This is a genomic window from Mesorhizobium sp. LNJC405B00 (assembly GCF_000502615.1).
GTDB lineage: Bacteria > Pseudomonadota > Alphaproteobacteria > Rhizobiales > Rhizobiaceae > Mesorhizobium.
Window position 1 is genome coordinate 598085 of sequence record NZ_AYWC01000002.1, and the last position, 17922, is coordinate 616006.

General features: G+C 58.9%; 14 protein-coding genes. 9 read left to right on the top strand and 5 right to left on the bottom strand.

Features of this window, described 5'->3' with window-relative positions; all coding sequences use genetic code 11:
- Window positions 1-37: 37 nt before the first annotated feature.
- The gene (locus X756_RS158805) at window positions 38-1243 is read right to left on the bottom strand and encodes a DUF932 domain-containing protein (RefSeq protein ID WP_198020003.1); all 1206 of its coding nucleotides are present in this window, start codon (window positions 1241-1243) and stop codon (window positions 38-40) included.
- 385 nt (window positions 1244-1628) lie between these two features.
- Here X756_RS158805 and X756_RS158800 point away from each other — a divergent pair, with 385 nt between their 5' ends.
- Entirely contained in the window at window positions 1629-2159 is a 531-nt protein-coding gene (locus tag X756_RS158800; RefSeq protein ID WP_023728966.1) for a MucR family transcriptional regulator, read from the top strand.
- Window positions 2160-2247: 88 nt separating this feature from the next.
- On the opposite strand, the gene X756_RS158795 is transcribed toward X756_RS158800, so the two are convergent.
- The 4 genes from X756_RS158795 to X756_RS158785 all read right to left on the bottom strand — a co-directional run bounded on the left by X756_RS158795 (window position 2248) and on the right by X756_RS158785 (window position 7436).
- The gene (locus X756_RS158795) at window positions 2248-2559 is read right to left on the bottom strand and encodes a DUF736 domain-containing protein (protein ID WP_023728967.1); all 312 of its coding nucleotides are present in this window, start codon (window positions 2557-2559) and stop codon (window positions 2248-2250) included.
- An 871-nt stretch (window positions 2560-3430) separates the two neighbouring features.
- Window positions 3431-5515 carry a ParB/Srx family N-terminal domain-containing protein gene (locus X756_RS158790; protein ID WP_023728968.1) on the bottom strand — a complete coding sequence of 695 codons (2085 nt, stop codon included), beginning with the start codon at window positions 5513-5515 and terminating at the stop codon, window positions 3431-3433.
- Between the two features lie 387 nt (window positions 5516-5902).
- Window positions 5903-6688, bottom strand: a complete 786-nt coding sequence (locus tag X756_RS0133680; RefSeq protein WP_023728969.1) for an HAD family hydrolase — start codon at window positions 6686-6688, stop codon at window positions 5903-5905.
- 7 nt (window positions 6689-6695) lie between these two features.
- On the bottom strand, window positions 6696-7436 hold the full coding sequence (locus X756_RS158785) for a hypothetical protein (protein ID WP_156941339.1): 741 nt from the start codon (window positions 7434-7436) through the stop codon (window positions 6696-6698).
- A gap of 458 nt (window positions 7437-7894) precedes the next feature.
- On the opposite strand from X756_RS158785, the gene X756_RS158780 reads away from it, so the two are divergent.
- The 8 genes from X756_RS158780 (at window position 7895) to X756_RS158735 (ending at window position 17922) form a co-directional block, all read left to right on the top strand.
- Window positions 7895-8851 (top strand): hypothetical protein, encoded by a 957-nt coding sequence (locus X756_RS158780; RefSeq protein WP_156941340.1) that lies wholly within the window; start codon window positions 7895-7897, stop codon window positions 8849-8851.
- Window positions 8848-9987: a DGQHR domain-containing protein DpdB gene (gene dbpB, locus X756_RS158775; protein ID WP_023728972.1), complete on the top strand. Its 1140-nt coding sequence runs from the start codon at window positions 8848-8850 to the stop codon at window positions 9985-9987. Before X756_RS158780 ends, dbpB (X756_RS158775) begins: the two co-directional genes overlap by 4 nt.
- The gene (dpdA, locus tag X756_RS158770) at window positions 9987-11276 is read left to right on the top strand and encodes a tRNA-guanine transglycosylase DpdA (RefSeq protein WP_023728973.1); all 1290 of its coding nucleotides are present in this window, start codon (window positions 9987-9989) and stop codon (window positions 11274-11276) included. The genes dbpB (X756_RS158775) and dpdA overlap by 1 nt, the downstream gene beginning before the upstream one ends.
- Entirely contained in the window at window positions 11273-12361 is a 1089-nt protein-coding gene (dbpB, locus tag X756_RS158765; protein ID WP_023728974.1) for a DGQHR domain-containing protein DpdB, read from the top strand. The genes dpdA and dbpB (X756_RS158765) overlap by 4 nt, the downstream gene beginning before the upstream one ends.
- A 5-nt stretch (window positions 12362-12366) precedes the next feature.
- Window positions 12367-13002 (top strand): 7-carboxy-7-deazaguanine synthase, encoded by a 636-nt coding sequence (gene queE / locus X756_RS158760; RefSeq protein WP_023728975.1) that lies wholly within the window; start codon window positions 12367-12369, stop codon window positions 13000-13002.
- The gene (gene queD, locus X756_RS158755) at window positions 12999-13352 is read left to right on the top strand and encodes a 6-carboxytetrahydropterin synthase QueD (RefSeq protein ID WP_023728976.1); all 354 of its coding nucleotides are present in this window, start codon (window positions 12999-13001) and stop codon (window positions 13350-13352) included. The genes queE and queD overlap by 4 nt, the downstream gene beginning before the upstream one ends.
- 9 nt (window positions 13353-13361) lie before the next feature.
- The gene (queC, locus tag X756_RS158750; RefSeq protein WP_023728977.1) at window positions 13362-14084 is read left to right on the top strand and encodes a 7-cyano-7-deazaguanine synthase QueC; all 723 of its coding nucleotides are present in this window, start codon (window positions 13362-13364) and stop codon (window positions 14082-14084) included.
- Between the two features lie 580 nt (window positions 14085-14664).
- Entirely contained in the window at window positions 14665-17922 is a 3258-nt protein-coding gene (locus tag X756_RS158735) for an SNF2-related protein (protein WP_084569860.1), read from the top strand.

Consider the following 17922-nt stretch of genomic DNA (forward strand, 5'->3'; position numbering starts at 1 on the left):
GCGCGGCGAAACGATCGCTGCGCGGCCTTTCGAATGCTCATGCAGCCCGTTCCAACAAGGCCTTCGCCCTGCTTTCAAGCTCCAGTCGGCTATCCTGATGCGCCTTGGTGCGGGCATGCGCGGTCATGCCCTGTACGAAATCGAAGATGCTTTCCGGCGGGCGGCCCTCCCCCTGCAAAACTGCCTCTATGATCTTGCCTATTTCGCTCTTGGAGAAACCGCGCTTCCGCAGGAAGCTTTCGCGGTCTTCGTCGCTACGGGCGACGATCTTCTCCCGCGCGGCCTTGATGCCGGCGATGAACGGCGCCGGGCTTGAGTTCGCAAAACTCGTCAAAGCGGGCGCTGCCTCATGCGCAAAACGCTGCGCTGCAAACTTCGAATGCCGAATCGTGATCTCCTCGAAGCCTTCTACGCCCCAAAGATTGCGGTTCATACAAACGGCGCGGAGATAGAAACTTGCAATGCCCAACGTCTTACTGCCAACCTCCGAATTCCAGCAATAGAAACCGCGAAAATACAAATCAGGTTCGCCATTCGGGAGCCTTCCGGCTTCGATCGGATGCGTATCGTCAACGAGAAACAGGAACACGTCGCGGTCGCTGGCGTAAAGCGTGGTGGTGTCCTTGGTCACGTCCACAAATGGATTGTGCGTCATGGTCGCCCAGTCGAGAACGCCCGGCACCTTCCACATGGTGTCGCCGGTGCCATTGCCGGCGATCTTCATGACGGCGGCGACAAGCTCGTGATCCCAGATGCGGCCATAGTCCGGGCCGGTCACGGCGCGAAGCTCGACGCGCCCGTCCTCCGTCTCGAGGGTCTTCATCAACTCCGCCCGATGGCTCAAAAGGCCATGCTGCAAATTGATGCCTGCCAGAGGCGCAGGCAGTTGGCGCATGTAGGTTGCCGGTGCGCTGACAAGACTGCAAAGCTGGCCAAAACTCCAATGTGTCGGCGCGATTGGCTGCTCTTGTCCGGGGACGATAATCGAAAGCCTCTCTGCATTGTCACGAGTAGCTTCGACGCGCACGTTGCGGCTCTCGACAGTACGGGCCGTGGCACGGTCGGCTCGCTGCTTCACAGCGTCGTAAAGTTCAGTAAGGCTCAGAAACCGCTCGTCATCGGGGCGCGAAAACCATTCCGAGGAAACCCGCCCGATCCGCTTGCCGCGCGAGATATCCACGCGAAAGCCGCTGGAAATCGCCTGATGCTGGGTGTTGCTCTCGCTGTTGATACTGGTGGTCATGTTCATTGTGCTCACTCCTTTTCCGTCAATGCCGAAGGCATGCCCCTCGGCATGCCTTCCGGGGGCGCGAGAGCGCGCGGGAGTGATGGGGGCCAATGCCGGCGCGCAGAGCCGGGTTGCACGGTCGAGCGGAGCTGATGGAAATTGATGGCCACCGGTTGCTGCCGTCGGCCGCTTTGCGAGCCTGCGGCCCTGCTCTGCACAGGCGGCATTGGCGGGGAAGCGAGGGGAAGTNCGCAGTCGATCGGAACGATGAAAGCGAAGCTTACTCTTATAGTGTTGTGCAAGAGATTTGGATTTTACAGAAAAACGTACTATTTGGCTCGGTGGCGGGACGGGAAATCAAACGTCGCTCAATTCGTCCGACACAATAAGAGGAAGTTATATGACCACTGCTCTCGAACAAGATGGCCAACTGGATACCGTGTCGATAGCGGCCGACATCGTCGCCGCCTATGTGTCGAACAATCCATTGCCGGTCGGCGAGTTGCCGAAGTTGATCGGCGATATCCATGCCGCTCTGAAAGGCATCGGCACTGCGGCGATAGAAACTGTGATCAAGCAGGAACCGGCAGTATCGATCAGGAAGTCGGTGACGCCGGATTTCATCATCTGTCTGGAAGACGGAAAAAAATTCAAATCGCTCAAGCGGCATCTTCAGCATTTTAATCTGACCCCCGACGAATACCGACAGAAATGGAACCTGCCTTCCGACTATCCGATGGTGGCGCCGAATTACGCGGCCACGCGTTCGGCCCTGGCGAAATCAATCGGGCTCGGGCGCAAGGCGACGACGCCCACACATGCCGCGGCAGAAAAACCAAAACGGGCTGCTCGGGCGGCAGCAGCGACGACGACTGCGGCAGCCATCAAGTCGCCGCTGAAGAAGACGCGCAAGGCACCGGCCAAAGCCTAGCGCGCGGCGCCTGGCGGACGTGCCAGGCTGTGTAGGACCTGAACATGGCGAAGACCCGCCTTGCGGCGGGGCTTCGTGTTAAGTCGGATCACTCTGCGGTGCGGCGGGACCAGATGAGCGAGAAGTCGCCCTCGGTGTCGGTCTCGACCAGGCTCGCATAGATCGGAGCGGGGAAGCTCGGATCGTCGAGCTTGACGGAGTGGTAGTCGCGTCCCTCCCGCGAGGTCTTCTTCCAGGCCGCCCCGAACTCGGTGGCGCCGGCGAAGATGCGGAAGTCAGGACCTTTTTCATTTTCGCCATCGGCCGGAGAGAACGTCACCGTCTTGACGTTGAGGTTGAGGGTCTTGACCGAGCCGGAGAAGCCGTTCGCGGTGCGGGAGAAAGTGCCGATCGTAGCCATTGTGGTGGTTCCTTCTGTTTTTCTCGGGCCGCGCCCATCGCGGCCTCGATGGTGGTCGTGAGACCGAAGACGATCGGTCCGCATCCCGAAGGGGGTGAAACGAAGTGGAAGACGGCGACGCGAGGCTTTCTTGGATCGCGAGGAATGGACGCGCAGCGGACAGGGGAAGAAAACGCTGCGACGTCGTTGCGGGAAGACGATCGAGACTGAGTGAAGCGAAGGCGGTCTTCGGTCAGACCCAATCCATTCGAGGACGCCGTGGGCGTAGCTTAGAATTGGCGGAAGGAACCGCCACCAGGCTCCGATCTGTCACAGCTGGTGTCGTCCGCACCGTGGCGCTTCTCCGCCCTGTCAAAGAACTGGCCCCAAATGGCAGGAGAGTGCGGTCCGTTCTCCAACGGATGAAAAGGAACGGCCGACTTCCATCATCTTTGGGCTGACCCACCATCGAGTTTCGGGCGGCTCCGAAGACGACCGATTGATTGCTGAACGCAACGGGTTCCAAGCCGCCAACCCTCGTGACGATTTCGCGTTTCAGTCGACTGGATGCGAGCCCGGTTGAGATCGACGGCCAGGAACATCACACCCGATCCTCCGCCGCATCGCCGAATGATCCGACTTCGCTGACTTCTGCGCACGGTGAGGCATTGCGTATGGGACGCATCCGCACAGGCACCTGATGCAGGGTATCGCGCCACATGCTGGGCGATGGCACGCCGGGAGACATTCGTATCGAGGATGTGCTGGGTTCCACCGCTTGCAAAACTTCGTTCTGTCGAGGTGTCCGGCCGCGCCAATGGCGCGGCCGGAAATTCTTGAAANTTCTTGAAAGAGATGCCGGAGCCGCGTGGCGGCTCCGGCCCGCTGCGGGTCACTCGGCGGCGACGTTGAAGGCCTCGGCGTCCTCGATCGTGTCAGGCTGAGCGGGTTTCGTGTCCTGCTCGGAAACGTCCGCCGATCTGGCATCTGCTGCCTCGTCCTGCCGTTCAACCGACATCGCAGGTTGCTCGGTGCGCAAGACCGCAGGTAGCCATCCGGTCCCGGCGAGCAACTGCTCGGCGGCTTCCGCCATTGGCTGCTTTTTCAGGTCCGACAGCCTCTCTGCCGCCTCTTCGCTGGCAGCTTCGCGCACAGCGTCGAGGATATGTGCCTTGGTGATGCGCCCGAGATACGTTCGGACGGTCGGCCTCCAATGTGCCGTCATATCGAGGTTGACCGCTGTCGCCAGCCTGTTCGCAGTCTCGTGGGCGCGAGGCTTGCGCTCCCAAGGCTGCTTCACGGCGTTGACGGTGAGCGAGGCGCAATGGGCGAACAACGCCATGACGCTGGCATGGTCGAGTGAGGCGATGAAGTCCCACAGGTCGACTGCATCGCGAGGCATGTCCGCAGCCCACCCAGCATGTCGATCCGCCAGTGCCTTGCCAGCCGCCGTATCCTCGATGCCGTCAGCGTGACCGGCGAGATAGACGCTGGTTGGGCGGATTTCGAGGCAGTGGGCCTCCGCACCCTGATAGAAGGTCTGCGCGGCAAGCGTGTGGGTCACCGCGACAAGGGCGATGTCCGGCTGTTCGCCAAGTGCAAGGCGCAGCCCAAGCGTCCGATGAGCGGTCAAGTCGCGAATGAGAAGGTCCGACAACGGCTTGCCTTCGTCCTCCGCTTCTTCATCATTGCCACCATCGGGAATCGAACCACTTTCGGCTTCGATGATCTCGCCATCGTCGTTGACGGCATAGTCGTCGCCGTCGGGCAGCGTTTCCGACTCCTTCTGCTCATCCTCGGCACGGACGAAGCCACGTTCGATGCGCGCCGTTCCGTCATGGGAAAGCACGACGAACACCCCACCACGCGCAACAAGATCGGAATCGAAGGCGCGACGCAGCGCGTCGATGCGCTCGATCTCAGCTTCAAGCTTACCGAAGCTTTGATCGACATCATCCGGTAGTTCCTCGGCGCTATTCCATTCCTGCGTGAGCCGATTGAATTCGTCGGATGCCGCCGCATAGGCGGCGTTGTCCTCGGCTGACAACTCCACCGGCTGTGGGTAAGTGCGGCGCAAGCCGTTTGAGTGCGGGTAGTCGATATGAACATCCGCCCATTTCCAGCCCTCGGCCTGCCTGACGGTTTCCGAGATGCCTTGCAGCTTCTCGATCACCAAGCGGTCGAGCAATGCGGCATCCTCGTAGAAGCCACCACGATCCTCGGTGAACAGATCGCGCAGGATGGCGCCACCGGCTCCCATGTAGGCTTCCGCGCCGATGAAGACGGCTCGCCGGTCGTTCGCTGCAACATGGGTCCGCGTCAGTTCGCGGCGAATGATGTAGGGCTCTCGATTGCAGGTGAGGCTTTCGAAAACCTGCTCCTGCCGCGCGTGATCGTCGGTGATGGCGAAGGCCATCAACTGGTCGAGGGTCAGATCGCCGTCGCGGTGGACCTGCATCAGCTTGGGGCTGACTGCGCCAAGCCGTAGGCGCTGCCGCACGACATGCGCGGTAATGCCGAAGCGAGCGGCGATTTCCTCCGCACCCCATCCGCGCTCTTCGTGAAGCTCGCGGAACGCCTCGAACTGATCGGCGGGGTGCATAGCCTCTCGGGTGATGTTTTCGTCCAGGCTGATCTCATGCGCATCATTGACCGTGTCGATGACGCAGCGGATCGGCTCGGTCTTCTTGATCTGCTTGCGCTTCACGCGCAGCAATTGCGCCAGCCTGCGGCCTTCGCCAATGCTGACAAAATAGAAGCCGGTCTCTGCTCCCTCGCCGTCAAGCTCTGGCTCCACCACTAGGTTTTGCAGGATGCCTTTGGCGGCGATGCTCGCGGCATAGGCTTCGATAATCGCCTCGCTGTGCGGGGTTTTGCGCGCATTGCGGGGCGACTTCTTCAGCTTGTTCAGCGGAATGAAAACCTCTGTGCCGCCTTCGCCGGCAGTTTCGGTCTTCGCGTTCGTCTCGTTGGTCATGGTTCTGGTCCTTTCCCGTTACATGCCGAAGGCTGCCCCTCGGCATGCCTTCCGGGGGCGCGTGAGCGCGCGGCAGAGAGGGGGGCGAATGCCGGCGAGCGGGGCTGGGCTGCACGTCGAGCGGGGCGGATCGGATCAGTTCAGGGGCGATGTTCTTTGCGCCGCCTTGCGAGCGGGCGGCCCCGCTTTGCACAGGTGGCATTCGCGGGGGAGAGATGGCCAAGACCATCTCTCCCCCGTGCAAGCTTTACACTGGAGCCGTCGACGTACGGCCAACCCCATCTATCGAATGGACCGTAGCACGTCCCGATCCCCTGAAAGTCGCGTCGGCGATTTCCGCCCTGCGGTAATCGGAAGACTAGCGGGCGCGACAGCTAGAGCGTCGCCCTATTTCACGACCTTGCGATGAGAATCGATGGCCCAGGCTCCATTGTCAGGACCCGAAACAAGCGGAATGATTTCGTCGAAGCGCGTGATTTTGTGATCGGGGCGTACTTCCACGTCGGTGTTCCAAAAAGGTAGGAAGGCACTGGGGAAGTAGATCGTTTCAAAGCCGGCTAGCGCAGCGGCGGCGATGTCGCGATCAGGTTGATCTCCAACCATAAATGCATGGGTCGCCGCCAGCGGTTGTCGCAAGTCAGTGTAGGCGTCGGGAGTCTTTCGGATTGATACAACATCGGCGATCAAATGGATAAGACCGTGCGCTTCGATGAGAGCACGGCAGCGATCGAACTTATCTTCGGTCACGACTGTGATTGGCACACCCGCATTCGCAATTGCCTCGAGCCCTTCCCGTACGCCGCAGCGCAAGACGGGCCGTTCGCGGAGCTTCTCGATGTGCAACGCAACCGCGCTATCGAAATCGGGATCCGAATTTGAATTGCCGACGGCGCGGCCTGCCGCCCGCGTTGCAGAGCTTCCGCTTAGCGCAAAAGCCAATGCTTGCGCGAGCATATGCGGAGGATAACCAAGGCGAAGGGAGTGCGCGGCCGCGATGCGCTGATCAACATCACGGAGAAAGGCAAGACCTTGATCCTCGGCTTCAGGTGCTTTCAGGCCGGTGACGGTTTCGACGGCACGCAGGAGGCCGAGTTGTGCGGCAGCAAACACCGCGTTGGTATCCCAAAGCGTATTGTCGGCGTCGGTAAATAGGTGTTTTTGCACAATCACCATTAGTCGATCAGTTCGTGAGCAGTGAAGGGGGCACGGCGCCAGAGTGGGTCGGGTCCACAAACGCTATGGTGGCCGCAAACAAGACGAAAAACACCATCAATATTACCATCGCCGCCCGCAGCGCGTTGACACAAGGGTTGATGGCCGCGAGCTTCTGGGCGACTTTCTCGGCAACGAGATATGCTTCTATGACGTAGCATTTCGCATAGTAACGCTTGAGGTCTGTACCTTCTTCGCCTGCCAACGTTTCAAAAGCTTCCCCCCATTTTGGCGCGGACACATCGAGCATACCGTTGTAAAATATCATTGAAGGAGGAAGGCCAGTGGCGTCGTGCCCGTTCCATGTTGCAGGGACGTTAAATGTTGGACGAATTGCGTTGAGAGCCGTAAAAACAGACCAAGTTACAACCACAGCGTATATGAAGAATGTGAAGTACGTCGATGTGGGCAATAGCCACCCTGCGCTTGGGTTGATGTTGTCCAGTCCTGGCCAAGCATAGTCGGTCGCGAAACGGGTAAAAACGGCTCCAACAACAGCGCTTAGAAAAGCGATGACAGTTAGTAGTCGTGAGACTTTTCCGTCCTCATACTCCGTCAAAGCTTTCACTTCGTTCAGGCTTGCTCGCGCTGCTTCGTGGACCCTATCGACCGCTTTTTCTGGGATATTCCAGTCGTTCATTCGCTTGATTAGCGCAGAGATACCGGCATCGCGTTCGGTCTTGCCGGGCTGTTTGAAACTCTGGCTCATCATGACGCTCCTGCCGTTGCTTAAGCGATGCACAATCGTCCAGACCGACGGCCCTTCGAACTCGCAGGCCAGCTCGTCACATGCGCTGCAACTCGCTCGCTAAGAGGCGCACGCACCCGGAAGTATCAGATACACGACTCATCGCCAAGACTCGCGGGCCACCTTCCGTGAGAGCTTCTATGGTGCTCGAAACTAAGCAATTAGCCTGCTGGTCATCCCCTTCGGCCACGAGCCGATGGGACGAAAACTGCGGTCACTGAATCGCGGACTTTCGGGATGGTCCGCAGTTTTCGGTACATAAAATTGCAAACGTGCACCGCTTAGTGTAGCTATTCGACGAGAGCCATGCTACGGTCTGCAGATTGTAGAGCGCCAAGCTCGGCACGCTACATATAGATTTTCCATGACGTAAGACGAGCCATCGAAGTTCGTTTGAGACGCAGTTATCGCGGAAATTGATGGCAAACGATCGCCCGAATGAAGATATCCCGAGAGAACCCGCTACCGTGGTCGTCACTATCTGCGCGCTTCGAAAAAAGGCGCGGCCACCTTTAGCAGCAACCCCAGTTTCGTTGCCGATTGGTTCGCAGCAGATCATCCAGAATGCTTGGATAGAAAAGATACGGGCGTTGCCGCCCGGTGGCCCCGCAGGCGCACTTTATGCGGGCCGGGGGTTTGGGCTTGCGACCCAAGCAGCAAAAATCGCCGACGCCCAACTTTACATCCTTTCTGCCGGATTGGGGCTGGTGGCCGCCGAGCGGCAAGTCCCTCTCTATGGGCTCACCGTCTCCAGTGGATACGCAGAGTCTGTCGCCGCCCGGATCTCAAGTGAATTCGATGTCGGCGCTTGGTTTTCCAGCCTGCTGTCAGGTCCGCATTCAGATCAGTGGACCGATGTGTTCGGCCAAAGTTCGGGGCGGGTGCTGATAGCACTCACCCGTCCTTATGCCGAGATGGTGGGCAAAAGCCTCAGTGAACTGGACCCTCAAGCCTTGGCGCGATTGCGAATCTTCGGCGCGTCTCTTGAACCGGCATTGCCGGTCGCACTCCGCCCATCGCTTGTGCCGTATGATGATCGGTTGGATGCGATCCTGCCAGGTACTCGTGCCGACTTTTCTCAACGAGCCTTGCTCCACTTTGCTCGGTTGGTGGCGATCAACCGCGGCTCATATGACCGGGATGCCGACTATGCTGCCGTGGAGGCGGCAATGAGCGCGGTGACGCCCCCCGAACGCGCGCGCCGGCCGCGCCGCAATGACGCGGAGATTGTCCAGCTAATTTTGGCACGACTTCATACGCAATCAGGTATTGCACGAATCCTCCGCGCGCTTCGCGATGAAGAGGGGGTTGCGTGCGAGCAATCGCGGTTCAGTCGTCTCTACCGGACTGCCATGGAGCAAAAGGAAGCAGCATGACCCGGCCGCGAAGGACCAACGAAGCAATGCTGGCTGTTCGCGCCGTCCGTACCGAACAGGCGGACAAGGCTGTCTATGCATTCTTTGTCGCCGGCGCCGATCTTCTCAAATTTGCTGAGATCAGCCGCGTCCACCGCGACGGCGAAGGCTCCTTGCAGGGATTTCAGCGCAAAGGCATTAAGAGCCACGTACAAGCGATCACGGATTTTCTTGATCAGGGGCCTGTACTGTTCCCAAACGCTATCATTCTCGCACTTTCGCCGCGCGCGCGGTTCACTCAGACGCGAGGCGAAAAGCCGGACGGCGACGTAAAGTCGTGCGAGGCCGGGACACTGCGAATTCCGCTTCCAAACGACGGCTCAAAAGCGGCTTGGATTGTCGACGGCCAGCAGCGTTCGATTGCCCTGTCGCAAGCTCAAAACAAGAGCTTTCCGGTTCCCGTCGTCGCCTTTGTGTCGGAGGAACTGTCCGTTCATCGCGAACAGTTCATCTTGGTCAACAAAGCCAAACCGCTCGATCCTCGGCTAATTAACGAATTGCTCCCAGAAGTGGACACAGCCTTTCCGCGTGACTTGTCGTCTCGAAAAATCCCGAGCGAGCTCGTCAATCTCCTTCAGACCTCTCCTGATTCTCCCTTCCAAGGCCTGATCAAAAGGCTTTCTGAAGATTCTCGGATCGCGGTGATCACGGATTCAGCGTTGATCAAGGCGATTCGGAACAGCATCAACAGCGCTCTTGGCGCCCTCGCACCGTACAAGGCGACCCCCGAAAATCCCGCCGATGTCGATGCAATGTACCGTACGCTTGTCGCTTACTGGACTGCTGTGCGCCGCGTCTTTCCTGAGGCGTGGGGTCGCCCACCGACCGAAAGCCGGCTAATGCACTCTGCCGGCATCGAGGCGATGAGTCTTTTGATGGATCGCATGATGTCGCGCGCTGCTCCTGGTACGGACCTGCTGCTACACGCGACCGAGTCGCTGACGCGCATCGCTCCATATTGTCGCTGGACCAACGGCAGGTGGGCGGAGTTGCAGCGCGACTGGAATGAGATTCAGAACGTTGGACGCGACATAAAATTGTTGTCTGGGCATCTAGCGCGCCTTGACCACATGCATGCATTTGCAAAGGTCGCGTGATGCAATTCGTTTTCGCTGACAGCGTTGATACGATCGACCCAGAGTATGACTTTGTTGCTGATCGCAACGGCGCGGGCCGATCGGTTCACCGCGATGACCAGTACCCACACGAGTTCCTAGAACAGGCACCGTATGACGGTATTCTAGTTTCCCGCGGCATCGTGGGCGACGCGCGGCAGCCAGGCAAATATTCGGAAGCGCAGTTGATGCGCTTTCGTCGCGAGGGCGCGCGACGTTTTCTGCGCTATCCGCTCGATCGATTTCCGGGAAGCCTGATGATGGGCGACTGCGGCGCCTTCACCTATCGGAATCTACCGGAGCCGCCGTATAGTGCCGATGACACTGCGGAATTTTATGCTGACGGCGGCTTCACACACGGCTGCTCTCCCGATCACCTTATCTTCGACTTTGACGACGTGGGGGTGACGCGGGGCTTCGACGACGTGCCAGATGATGTGCGCCGTCGCTACGAAATCACTCTTCAGAATGCGACCGAGTTCTACAAATCCGCCGCAGGCGTAGGCCCAGGCTTCACGCCAATGGGCGTAATACAGGGATGGTCGGCTGAGAGTATGGCGCAGGCCGCCGGCAGCCTAGCCAGCATGGGATACGACTACTTAGCCATCGGCGGCACTGTGCCGTTGAGGATCGACCAGATTCGCCGGGTCTTACAAGCGCTGCGGGAGACCCTTCCCAATCGGGTTCGGCTGCATCTTCTCGGATTCGGGAAAATCGAGGAACTGGCTGTACTGGAACAGTACCGCGTTAACAGTTTCGATACGACCTCACCGCTCTTGCGCGCCTTCAAGGATGCCCGGAAGAATTACTGGATGCGGACGCCCAACGGCGACCTCTCATACTACACTGCAATTCGTATTCCGCAGGCCACCCAGAACAACAAGCTCAAGCATAAGGCGCTGGAAGGGAGTCTCAACCAGGAAGATGCGAGGCGTCTTGAAGACGCCGCGCTTCGCGGCGTGCGCGCGTACGCCGACGGCGGCGCGACCCTGGACCAAAGCCTTGACGCCGTGATGGACTATTGGGCCGCCTTGAATTGGCATGAGGAGGCGTCGCCCAGTCGTCGTTCCGAGGCAGCAACCCGACAGCGCAAAGTCTACGCCCATACCCTTGGCGATCGACCCTGGGAGCGGTGTAGCTGCCGAGTTTGCCGAGAGAGCGGCGTGGAGGCCGTGATCTTTCGTACCTCAAATCGCAACAAGCGACGCGGCATCCACAACCTCCACGTCTTTCACACCCACTTAAGCGAATTCCGGCGAGAGAGCATATGAACAAGCAACATTTCCTTCGGTTTGACGCGCTCGCGCCCGTTCAGAGCCAGAAGCTGACAGTCTTCACCTTTGTTGCAAAAGCTGCAGAAGTCGCACGCATCGCTCGAATCGAGCGGGCAGGCCGAGATGACGTGGGGACACTCCAAGGCTTTCAGCGACCGCAGATCGCAGGCCACATTCGCGAAATCCGAGATTATCTCGAAAAGCCGAACTCGATTTTACCCAACGCTATCGTGGTGGCGTTCATGGGTCGCGCTCGGCTAGAGCCAGCAGCAAGTCCGGAAAGTCGACTCTGCCAACTGGTGATCGATACGTCCAACGGCCCGCCGGGTTGGATCGTCGATGGGCAACAGCGCTTTACGGCGCTTTCAGAACTGCGAAGCCGTGACTTTGAAGTGCTCGTGTCGGGCTTTCTCTGCGAGACTGAGGAGGAACTGCAAAAACAGTTCATCCTCGTGAACAACACGCGCCCGCTTCCAAAGGCCCTGGTCTACGAATTGCTCCCCAAGGTAGGAGATCTGCCGCATCGGATGTCGAACCGGTCGCAAGCGGCGCTTGCCACCGAGGCTCTTAACTATCGCAAGGGCTCGTCGCTGAGGGGACTAATCAAGCAGCAAACCAATCCAAAGGGGGTCATCCGGGACACGGTGCTGCAGCGGGTTATTATGAACTCCTTGAGTGATGGAGCGCTGCGGCTTTACGCCGGCGAAGACAAGCTCTTGCTTGATCACGGTGTCACGATGATGAGCGAGTTCTATCATGCAGTTCAACACGTCTTTGCAGAAGACTGGGCCGGCAAGACACCTAAAACCTCCCGGTTGATTCATGGCACAGGCATTGTCGCTCTCGGATATGTCATGGACTTTCTCAACAGCGTTACAGGTGCCGCTACGCGTGACGAATTTGCCAGTGGCTTGCGACTGCTATCGGGAAAGACGGCTTGGAGCGAGGGCGAGTGGGAGTTCGGCGCCGAGCGCCGACGTTGGAACGGACTCCAGAACGTTCCATCTGATGTCCGCCAATTATCGTTTCATCTAGTCCAGGTCATCAAGCGGCGCCTGGCCGAATCCGCAAGGGCAGCCTGAAAGCCATGAGTTACGCAGTCAAAGAAATATTTTACACGCTCCAAGGTGAAGGCCGCCAGGCTGGACGCGCGGCCGTTTTTTGCCGGTTCACCGGGTGCAATCTTTGGTCCGGCAGGGAAGCCGACCGCCTTAAGGCCGTGTGCCAGTTCTGCGACACAGATTTTGTGGGCACGGATGGCGACGGCGGTGGTCGCTTTGCAACATGCGATGACCTGGCGAGTGCCATTGAGGCGAAATGGTCACCGTCACTCTCTCAGCGCAGGTTCGTCGTATTGACAGGCGGCGAACCGCTGCTCCAAATCGACCCGCCTCTCATCGATGCTTTGCATGCCAAGGGGTTCGAGATCGCCGTCGAAACCAATGGTACGCTCACGCCGCCCCCAGGAATCGACTGGGTTTGCGTCAGTCCAAAGTCAGGAACTGAAATCGCCGTTAAGACCGGAAACGAACTCAAGTTGGTATTTCCGCAGGTGGGCGCAGAACCCCAACGCTTTGAAGCGCTGGCCTTCGATCATTTTCTGCTCCAGCCAATGGATGGGCCTGATCGTGCGTCGAATACGCAGGACGCCGTCGCCTTTTGCCTAGCGAACCCCCGCTGGCAACTTAGCCTTCAAACCCACAAGCAACTTGGAATCAGATGAAAATAACTCAGGCATTCACCTTCGAGGCGGCGCACAGGTTGCCTCACGTGCCGTTAACGCACCGCTGTCACCGTATGCATGGCCATTCCTATCGAATCGAACTCCGCCTCGAGGGACCCGTTGACGCTCACACTGGGTTCGTCGTCGACTTCTTCGATGTAGAAGCGGCGTTTAATCCACTGCTCCTTCAACTCGACCACTACTGTCTCAACGATGTCGAGGGCTTGGAGAACCCAACTGCTGAGAACATCGCAATTTGGATCTGGAACCGCATAAAGCCTGCGATCCCGCAGACCTCTGCAGTCGTTGTTTACGAGACGTCCGATTGCTGGGCCGAATATCAAGGCTGAGGAACAATCATGGAAGAATCTAAAGCAATCGTCCTGTTTTCCGGCGGACAGGACTCGACCACATGTCTTGCCTGGGCGCTGGAGCGGTTCGCACAAGTCGAGACGATCGGGTTCGACTATGGTCAGCGCCATCGCGTCGAACTGGAAGTTCGCCCGCGGGTGCTCGATCGAATCCGAAGGGATTTTCCAGATTGGCGTGATCGACTTGGCGAAGATCACCTCATCGACCTGACAGTGCTTGGCCAAGTGAGCCATACCGCTCTGACGCAGAGCGTTGCAATTGAGGTGCAGACGAATGGTCTCCCCAACACGTTTGTGCCCGGCCGCAACCTCCTCTTCCTTGGCTTTGCAGGCGCGGTCGCCTACAGAAGAGGCGCAAAGCACCTTGTGACAGGCGTGTGTGAGACCGACTACTCCGGCTACCCCGATTGCCGCGACGACACGATCAAGGCGATGCAACTCGCGCTCAATCTTGGGATGGATGCTCGCTTCGTTGTCCACACGCCGCTGATGTTCATCGACAAGGCTCAGACCTGGGAGTTGACTGAACGGTTGGGTGGCGAGACGCTAGTCAACATTGTCTGCGAGGAGACCCACACCTGCTACAACGGGAACCGGGACCAACGTCACTCATGGGGTTTCGGCTGTGCGGCATGCCCGGCCTGTGAACTGCGGGCGCAGGGGTGGAAACGCTTTCGATCCCCCAATCTCACCCAGGACATTGCCCATTAACCGGTGATGAAGCCGCTCTCTTCAACGCTCCATCGGCAAAAGAACGCAACCGGACACTGAAGTGAGATCCCCGCATGAGATACCGGCAAGATTGAGTTGGCCGCAATCGCGCGTCCGTCTGCCAAGACAGAGACAAAGAAGGATTCCCAAACGGGCCATTTCTTTTCACCGTTCCAAGCAATACCATGCCGAAGCCCAAATCGGTTCTATCTAAACGCCTAGCCTTCACATAACAGAATGCTTCGTGTCTTCCACGCGAAGACGAGCATATTCGGCCGAGCTCGTGATTGGGAGTGCTAGGCCTGGCGCTCGGGAGCAAGACTCCGAAACGTTGGAACCGGGATGGATGGGCGACTCAGAATAGCGGTGAAAGTATTCATTCGTGTTTAAACGCCCCCTTCGACCAATCCGCAATTGCCTATGGCAAATCAATTCTGCATCATGACTGGTGTGGGAGGCGGGTAGATGCGAGCAACAAGTGATTCCATATCGGCTGTTTCGGCGGGTGTAGAGAGCCGAGTGTTCCGTCGTGCGCCTAAGCGCGTGGGGCCTCCCCATTGTTGCAAAGCCTGATTGCTCGATGGCAATCCACGTAGCGGCGACTTCAGCGGCAATGTTAGGCTATATTTTTCAGCATCGCGTCTTCGGCTGCTGTAAGATCATCGGGATCGACGGACGCACGATCGACGTCAAGCTGTGTGATGTCGGCGGACGGCGCCTCTTTTCGCGTAATGCGCTCGAAGGCGGCGACTTTAAGCGAGTTGTCCTCCATTCCGGGGCACTGGCGATCGGTCCGCATGGCCAGTGCGCAATTAATGGGGTGATTGAAGGAGACGAAAAAGGCCCCCGCCACTACCGCGTCATCTACGAGAGTGGTCTCGGAGCCACAGTAAGTGAGGTCCAACTACTGCCGCTGCCCGCGAGCCTCACTGACAGTCTTCCCGCGCGTCTCCTCCAGGGACGAACCGATCCTCATGCAATGTTTTCTGCCCGGCACCGCCTGCTCGTGGCGCTTGCGCGCTTCAACCGGCAAGTGGGCGGGTTGCGCGCCTTGCTGGCCAGTCGCATCGACCTTCACCCGCATCAGGCTTTCGTTGCGGGAACCGTCATCCTCGATCCGGTGCGACGCTACATTCTTGCCGACGAAGTGGGTCTCGGCAAAACGATTGAAGCCGGGATCATCTTGCATGATCTCCTCTCGCGGCGTCCCAACGCCCGCGTGCTCGTGCTCACACCCGGGCCATTGACCCGTCAATGGCTGTGCGAAATGCATAGCAGCTTTGGCGGGCAGGGGTTCAAGCTTGCCGATCTCCATCCAATCGAATCCGTCGATTTGAGTCGCTGGTCCAAGGTCATTTGTTCCACCAATTTCGCGCTTGATGGCCTTGATGAGGAACTGCTGGCGCTTCCATGGGACCTAGTGGTGGTCGACGAGGTCCATCACCTACTGAACGCCCCGCACCTCTACGACCTGGTGATGCAACTTTCGCGCACAGCGCGTGACCTACTCCTGCTCAGCGCGGTTCCAGTTCGGCGGCGTGAATCCGAACTCTATCGTCTTCTCGCCCTGCTTGACCCACAGACTTATGGCAAAGACGGCCCCAGCGAAGAAGCGTTCCTCGCACTATACAAGGCGCAGGAACCGCTCGGGCGTCGGCTCAACCTGCTATCCCACGATCTCGCTGACTTAGAGAGTGGCGAGGCCAGCATCCAGGATGTGGTCTCGCGTCTCGATCGGACGTTGTCGCTGCCTATCCTTCAAAACGACGAGCAGCTTCAAGCGCTGCTCGCCGGCGCAAAAGCAGATCCGGAGCGGGCTGGGGCGCTCGCTCGCGAGGCCCATTTGACGATCTCGGATCGATATCGCGTCAATCGCCGCATCCTTCGTAATCGCCGAGAGCGCCTGATCAGCCAGGATCGCCTCGTGAGGATTAACCGGGTGCCGGCGCCGCTCGTCTACGAACCTGACCAGATTGAAGGCGAGGCGGTGACTGCTGCGGAGACAATGCTTGCGGCGCTCGCCGGCGACACCAGTCTGTCGCCTGACATCCTGCGCCCGTTCAGCCGTATCCTCCTTCAAGCATTGGTTGATCCACTCGCCACGCTCGAGGTGCTAACTGCCGTGCGGGACGCAAAGGCCGCGACGGTTAATTCCTACGGCCGTGAGATGCTGAACTCAGCAGTCGGTCTGGGTGGTGAACGCTGGCGCGTCCAACTCGACACCGCCTCTGCGGGCATAAAGGCGCATGTGGATGTCAGCCTCCTCTCCGGTGCGCTCCGTCTTACGTCAAACTGGCGGTCATCGCAGACGTCGTCGGCCCGTTGGGAAGCGCTAATCTCATTGTTGCACGGGGAAATAGCCGCCGGCCGGAAGACGCTTGTGTTTGTAGGCTTCCCCGGAGTCGCGCAGAGACTGTCGACACTCCTCAAGGGCACATTCGGTGAAAAATCAGTGACCGAGTTCCGCAGCGATCTCGATGACATGGTCAAGGAGGAAAATGTCGGGCGTTTCCGCGCGGAATCGGACGTGTCAGTCATGGTCAGCGATGAGAGCGGCGGAGAGGGGCGAAACTTCCAGTTCGCGCATAGTCTTGTCCATGCCGACCTCCCCTGGCAACCCGCGGTAATCGAGCAGCGCATTGGTCGTCTCGATCGTCTCGGCCGCGAGGCCATCTCCACCGAGGTCGTTTCGCATATCTGCGTAAACGCTGACGCGTGGGAAGGTGGCCTCTACGCTTGCTACCATCAAGGGCTTGACTTGTTTGGGACGTCAGTCAGCGGGTTGGAGTTTGCGCTGAGGCACATTCAGGACGAGATAGTCGATGCGGCGCTTACCGATGGTCAGGACGGGATGCGGGATCTCGTGCCCCGTCTCAAGGCGATTGCAGCCGAAGAACGCGTGCGCGACGAAAGCGAAGCGCTGCTTGATGAATCCTCTTATCACGCGGCGCGTGCTGAACGTTTTGTTCGCACGCCTTCGGCCGAAAGTGAATTCGCGCTTGAGGCGGCCTTTCTCGACTATTTTCGAATCCTATCGAGCGGAAAGGGCGTCTCGAAGCATCAGAGCGGGGACGAATCCGAGGGCCTCTGGTGCCTGCGGCCCGATAACGTTCCGCACGGAGAGTTTACCATCGTCGATAAGGACGCGGCGGGCGAAGTCGGTAAGCGCATTGGCACCTTCCGGCGCGCGCTCGCTCAGCGGCAACGCAACGTCGAATTTTTTACCTACGGCAATCCGCTGTTTGACGCAGTCGTCGAATCACTAGGCCAGCGTCTGACTGGGCGCACCTATGCGATTGCTTGCCAGACCGGTGGCAAAACCGCCTTTATCGGCCTTGAGATGATTGTAGCCGCCCGACCCCGTCTCAGCCCGAGCGACGTCTCTCCAAGTCTTTCGAACCTCGCGGAAGCGATCTTCGGGACACAACGGCGGCAGTTGTTCGTGCCCTTGCTTCGGGGTCAATCCGTCGACGGATCGCAACTAGCAGCGCTACTTGTTTCGTTGTCCAAGAAGGGTGAGGGGCCACGTTGGCGCGATCTGAGCGGCGGCGATGTCCAGCAACTTGTCAGACGTTTTGACGGCGATCTGTCGACCTGCGTCAATCGCGCTATGGATGAGATCATCCCTGCCGTACGCCTGGTTTTCGCAAAGGCATTGGTCGAGCCTCTGGCTTCGGAACGCGAACGCATTGCGGTACAACGACGCCAGTTGATCGAAGGTGCCGATGCCGCCGGAGCGGCCGAAGCGGTCATGCTGGAGCGCTATTCCGCGCTTATCGACAGTTGGGACGTTGTCCTCGATGGCATCGGCTTTCTCGCCGTCAATGTTCGGAACTGA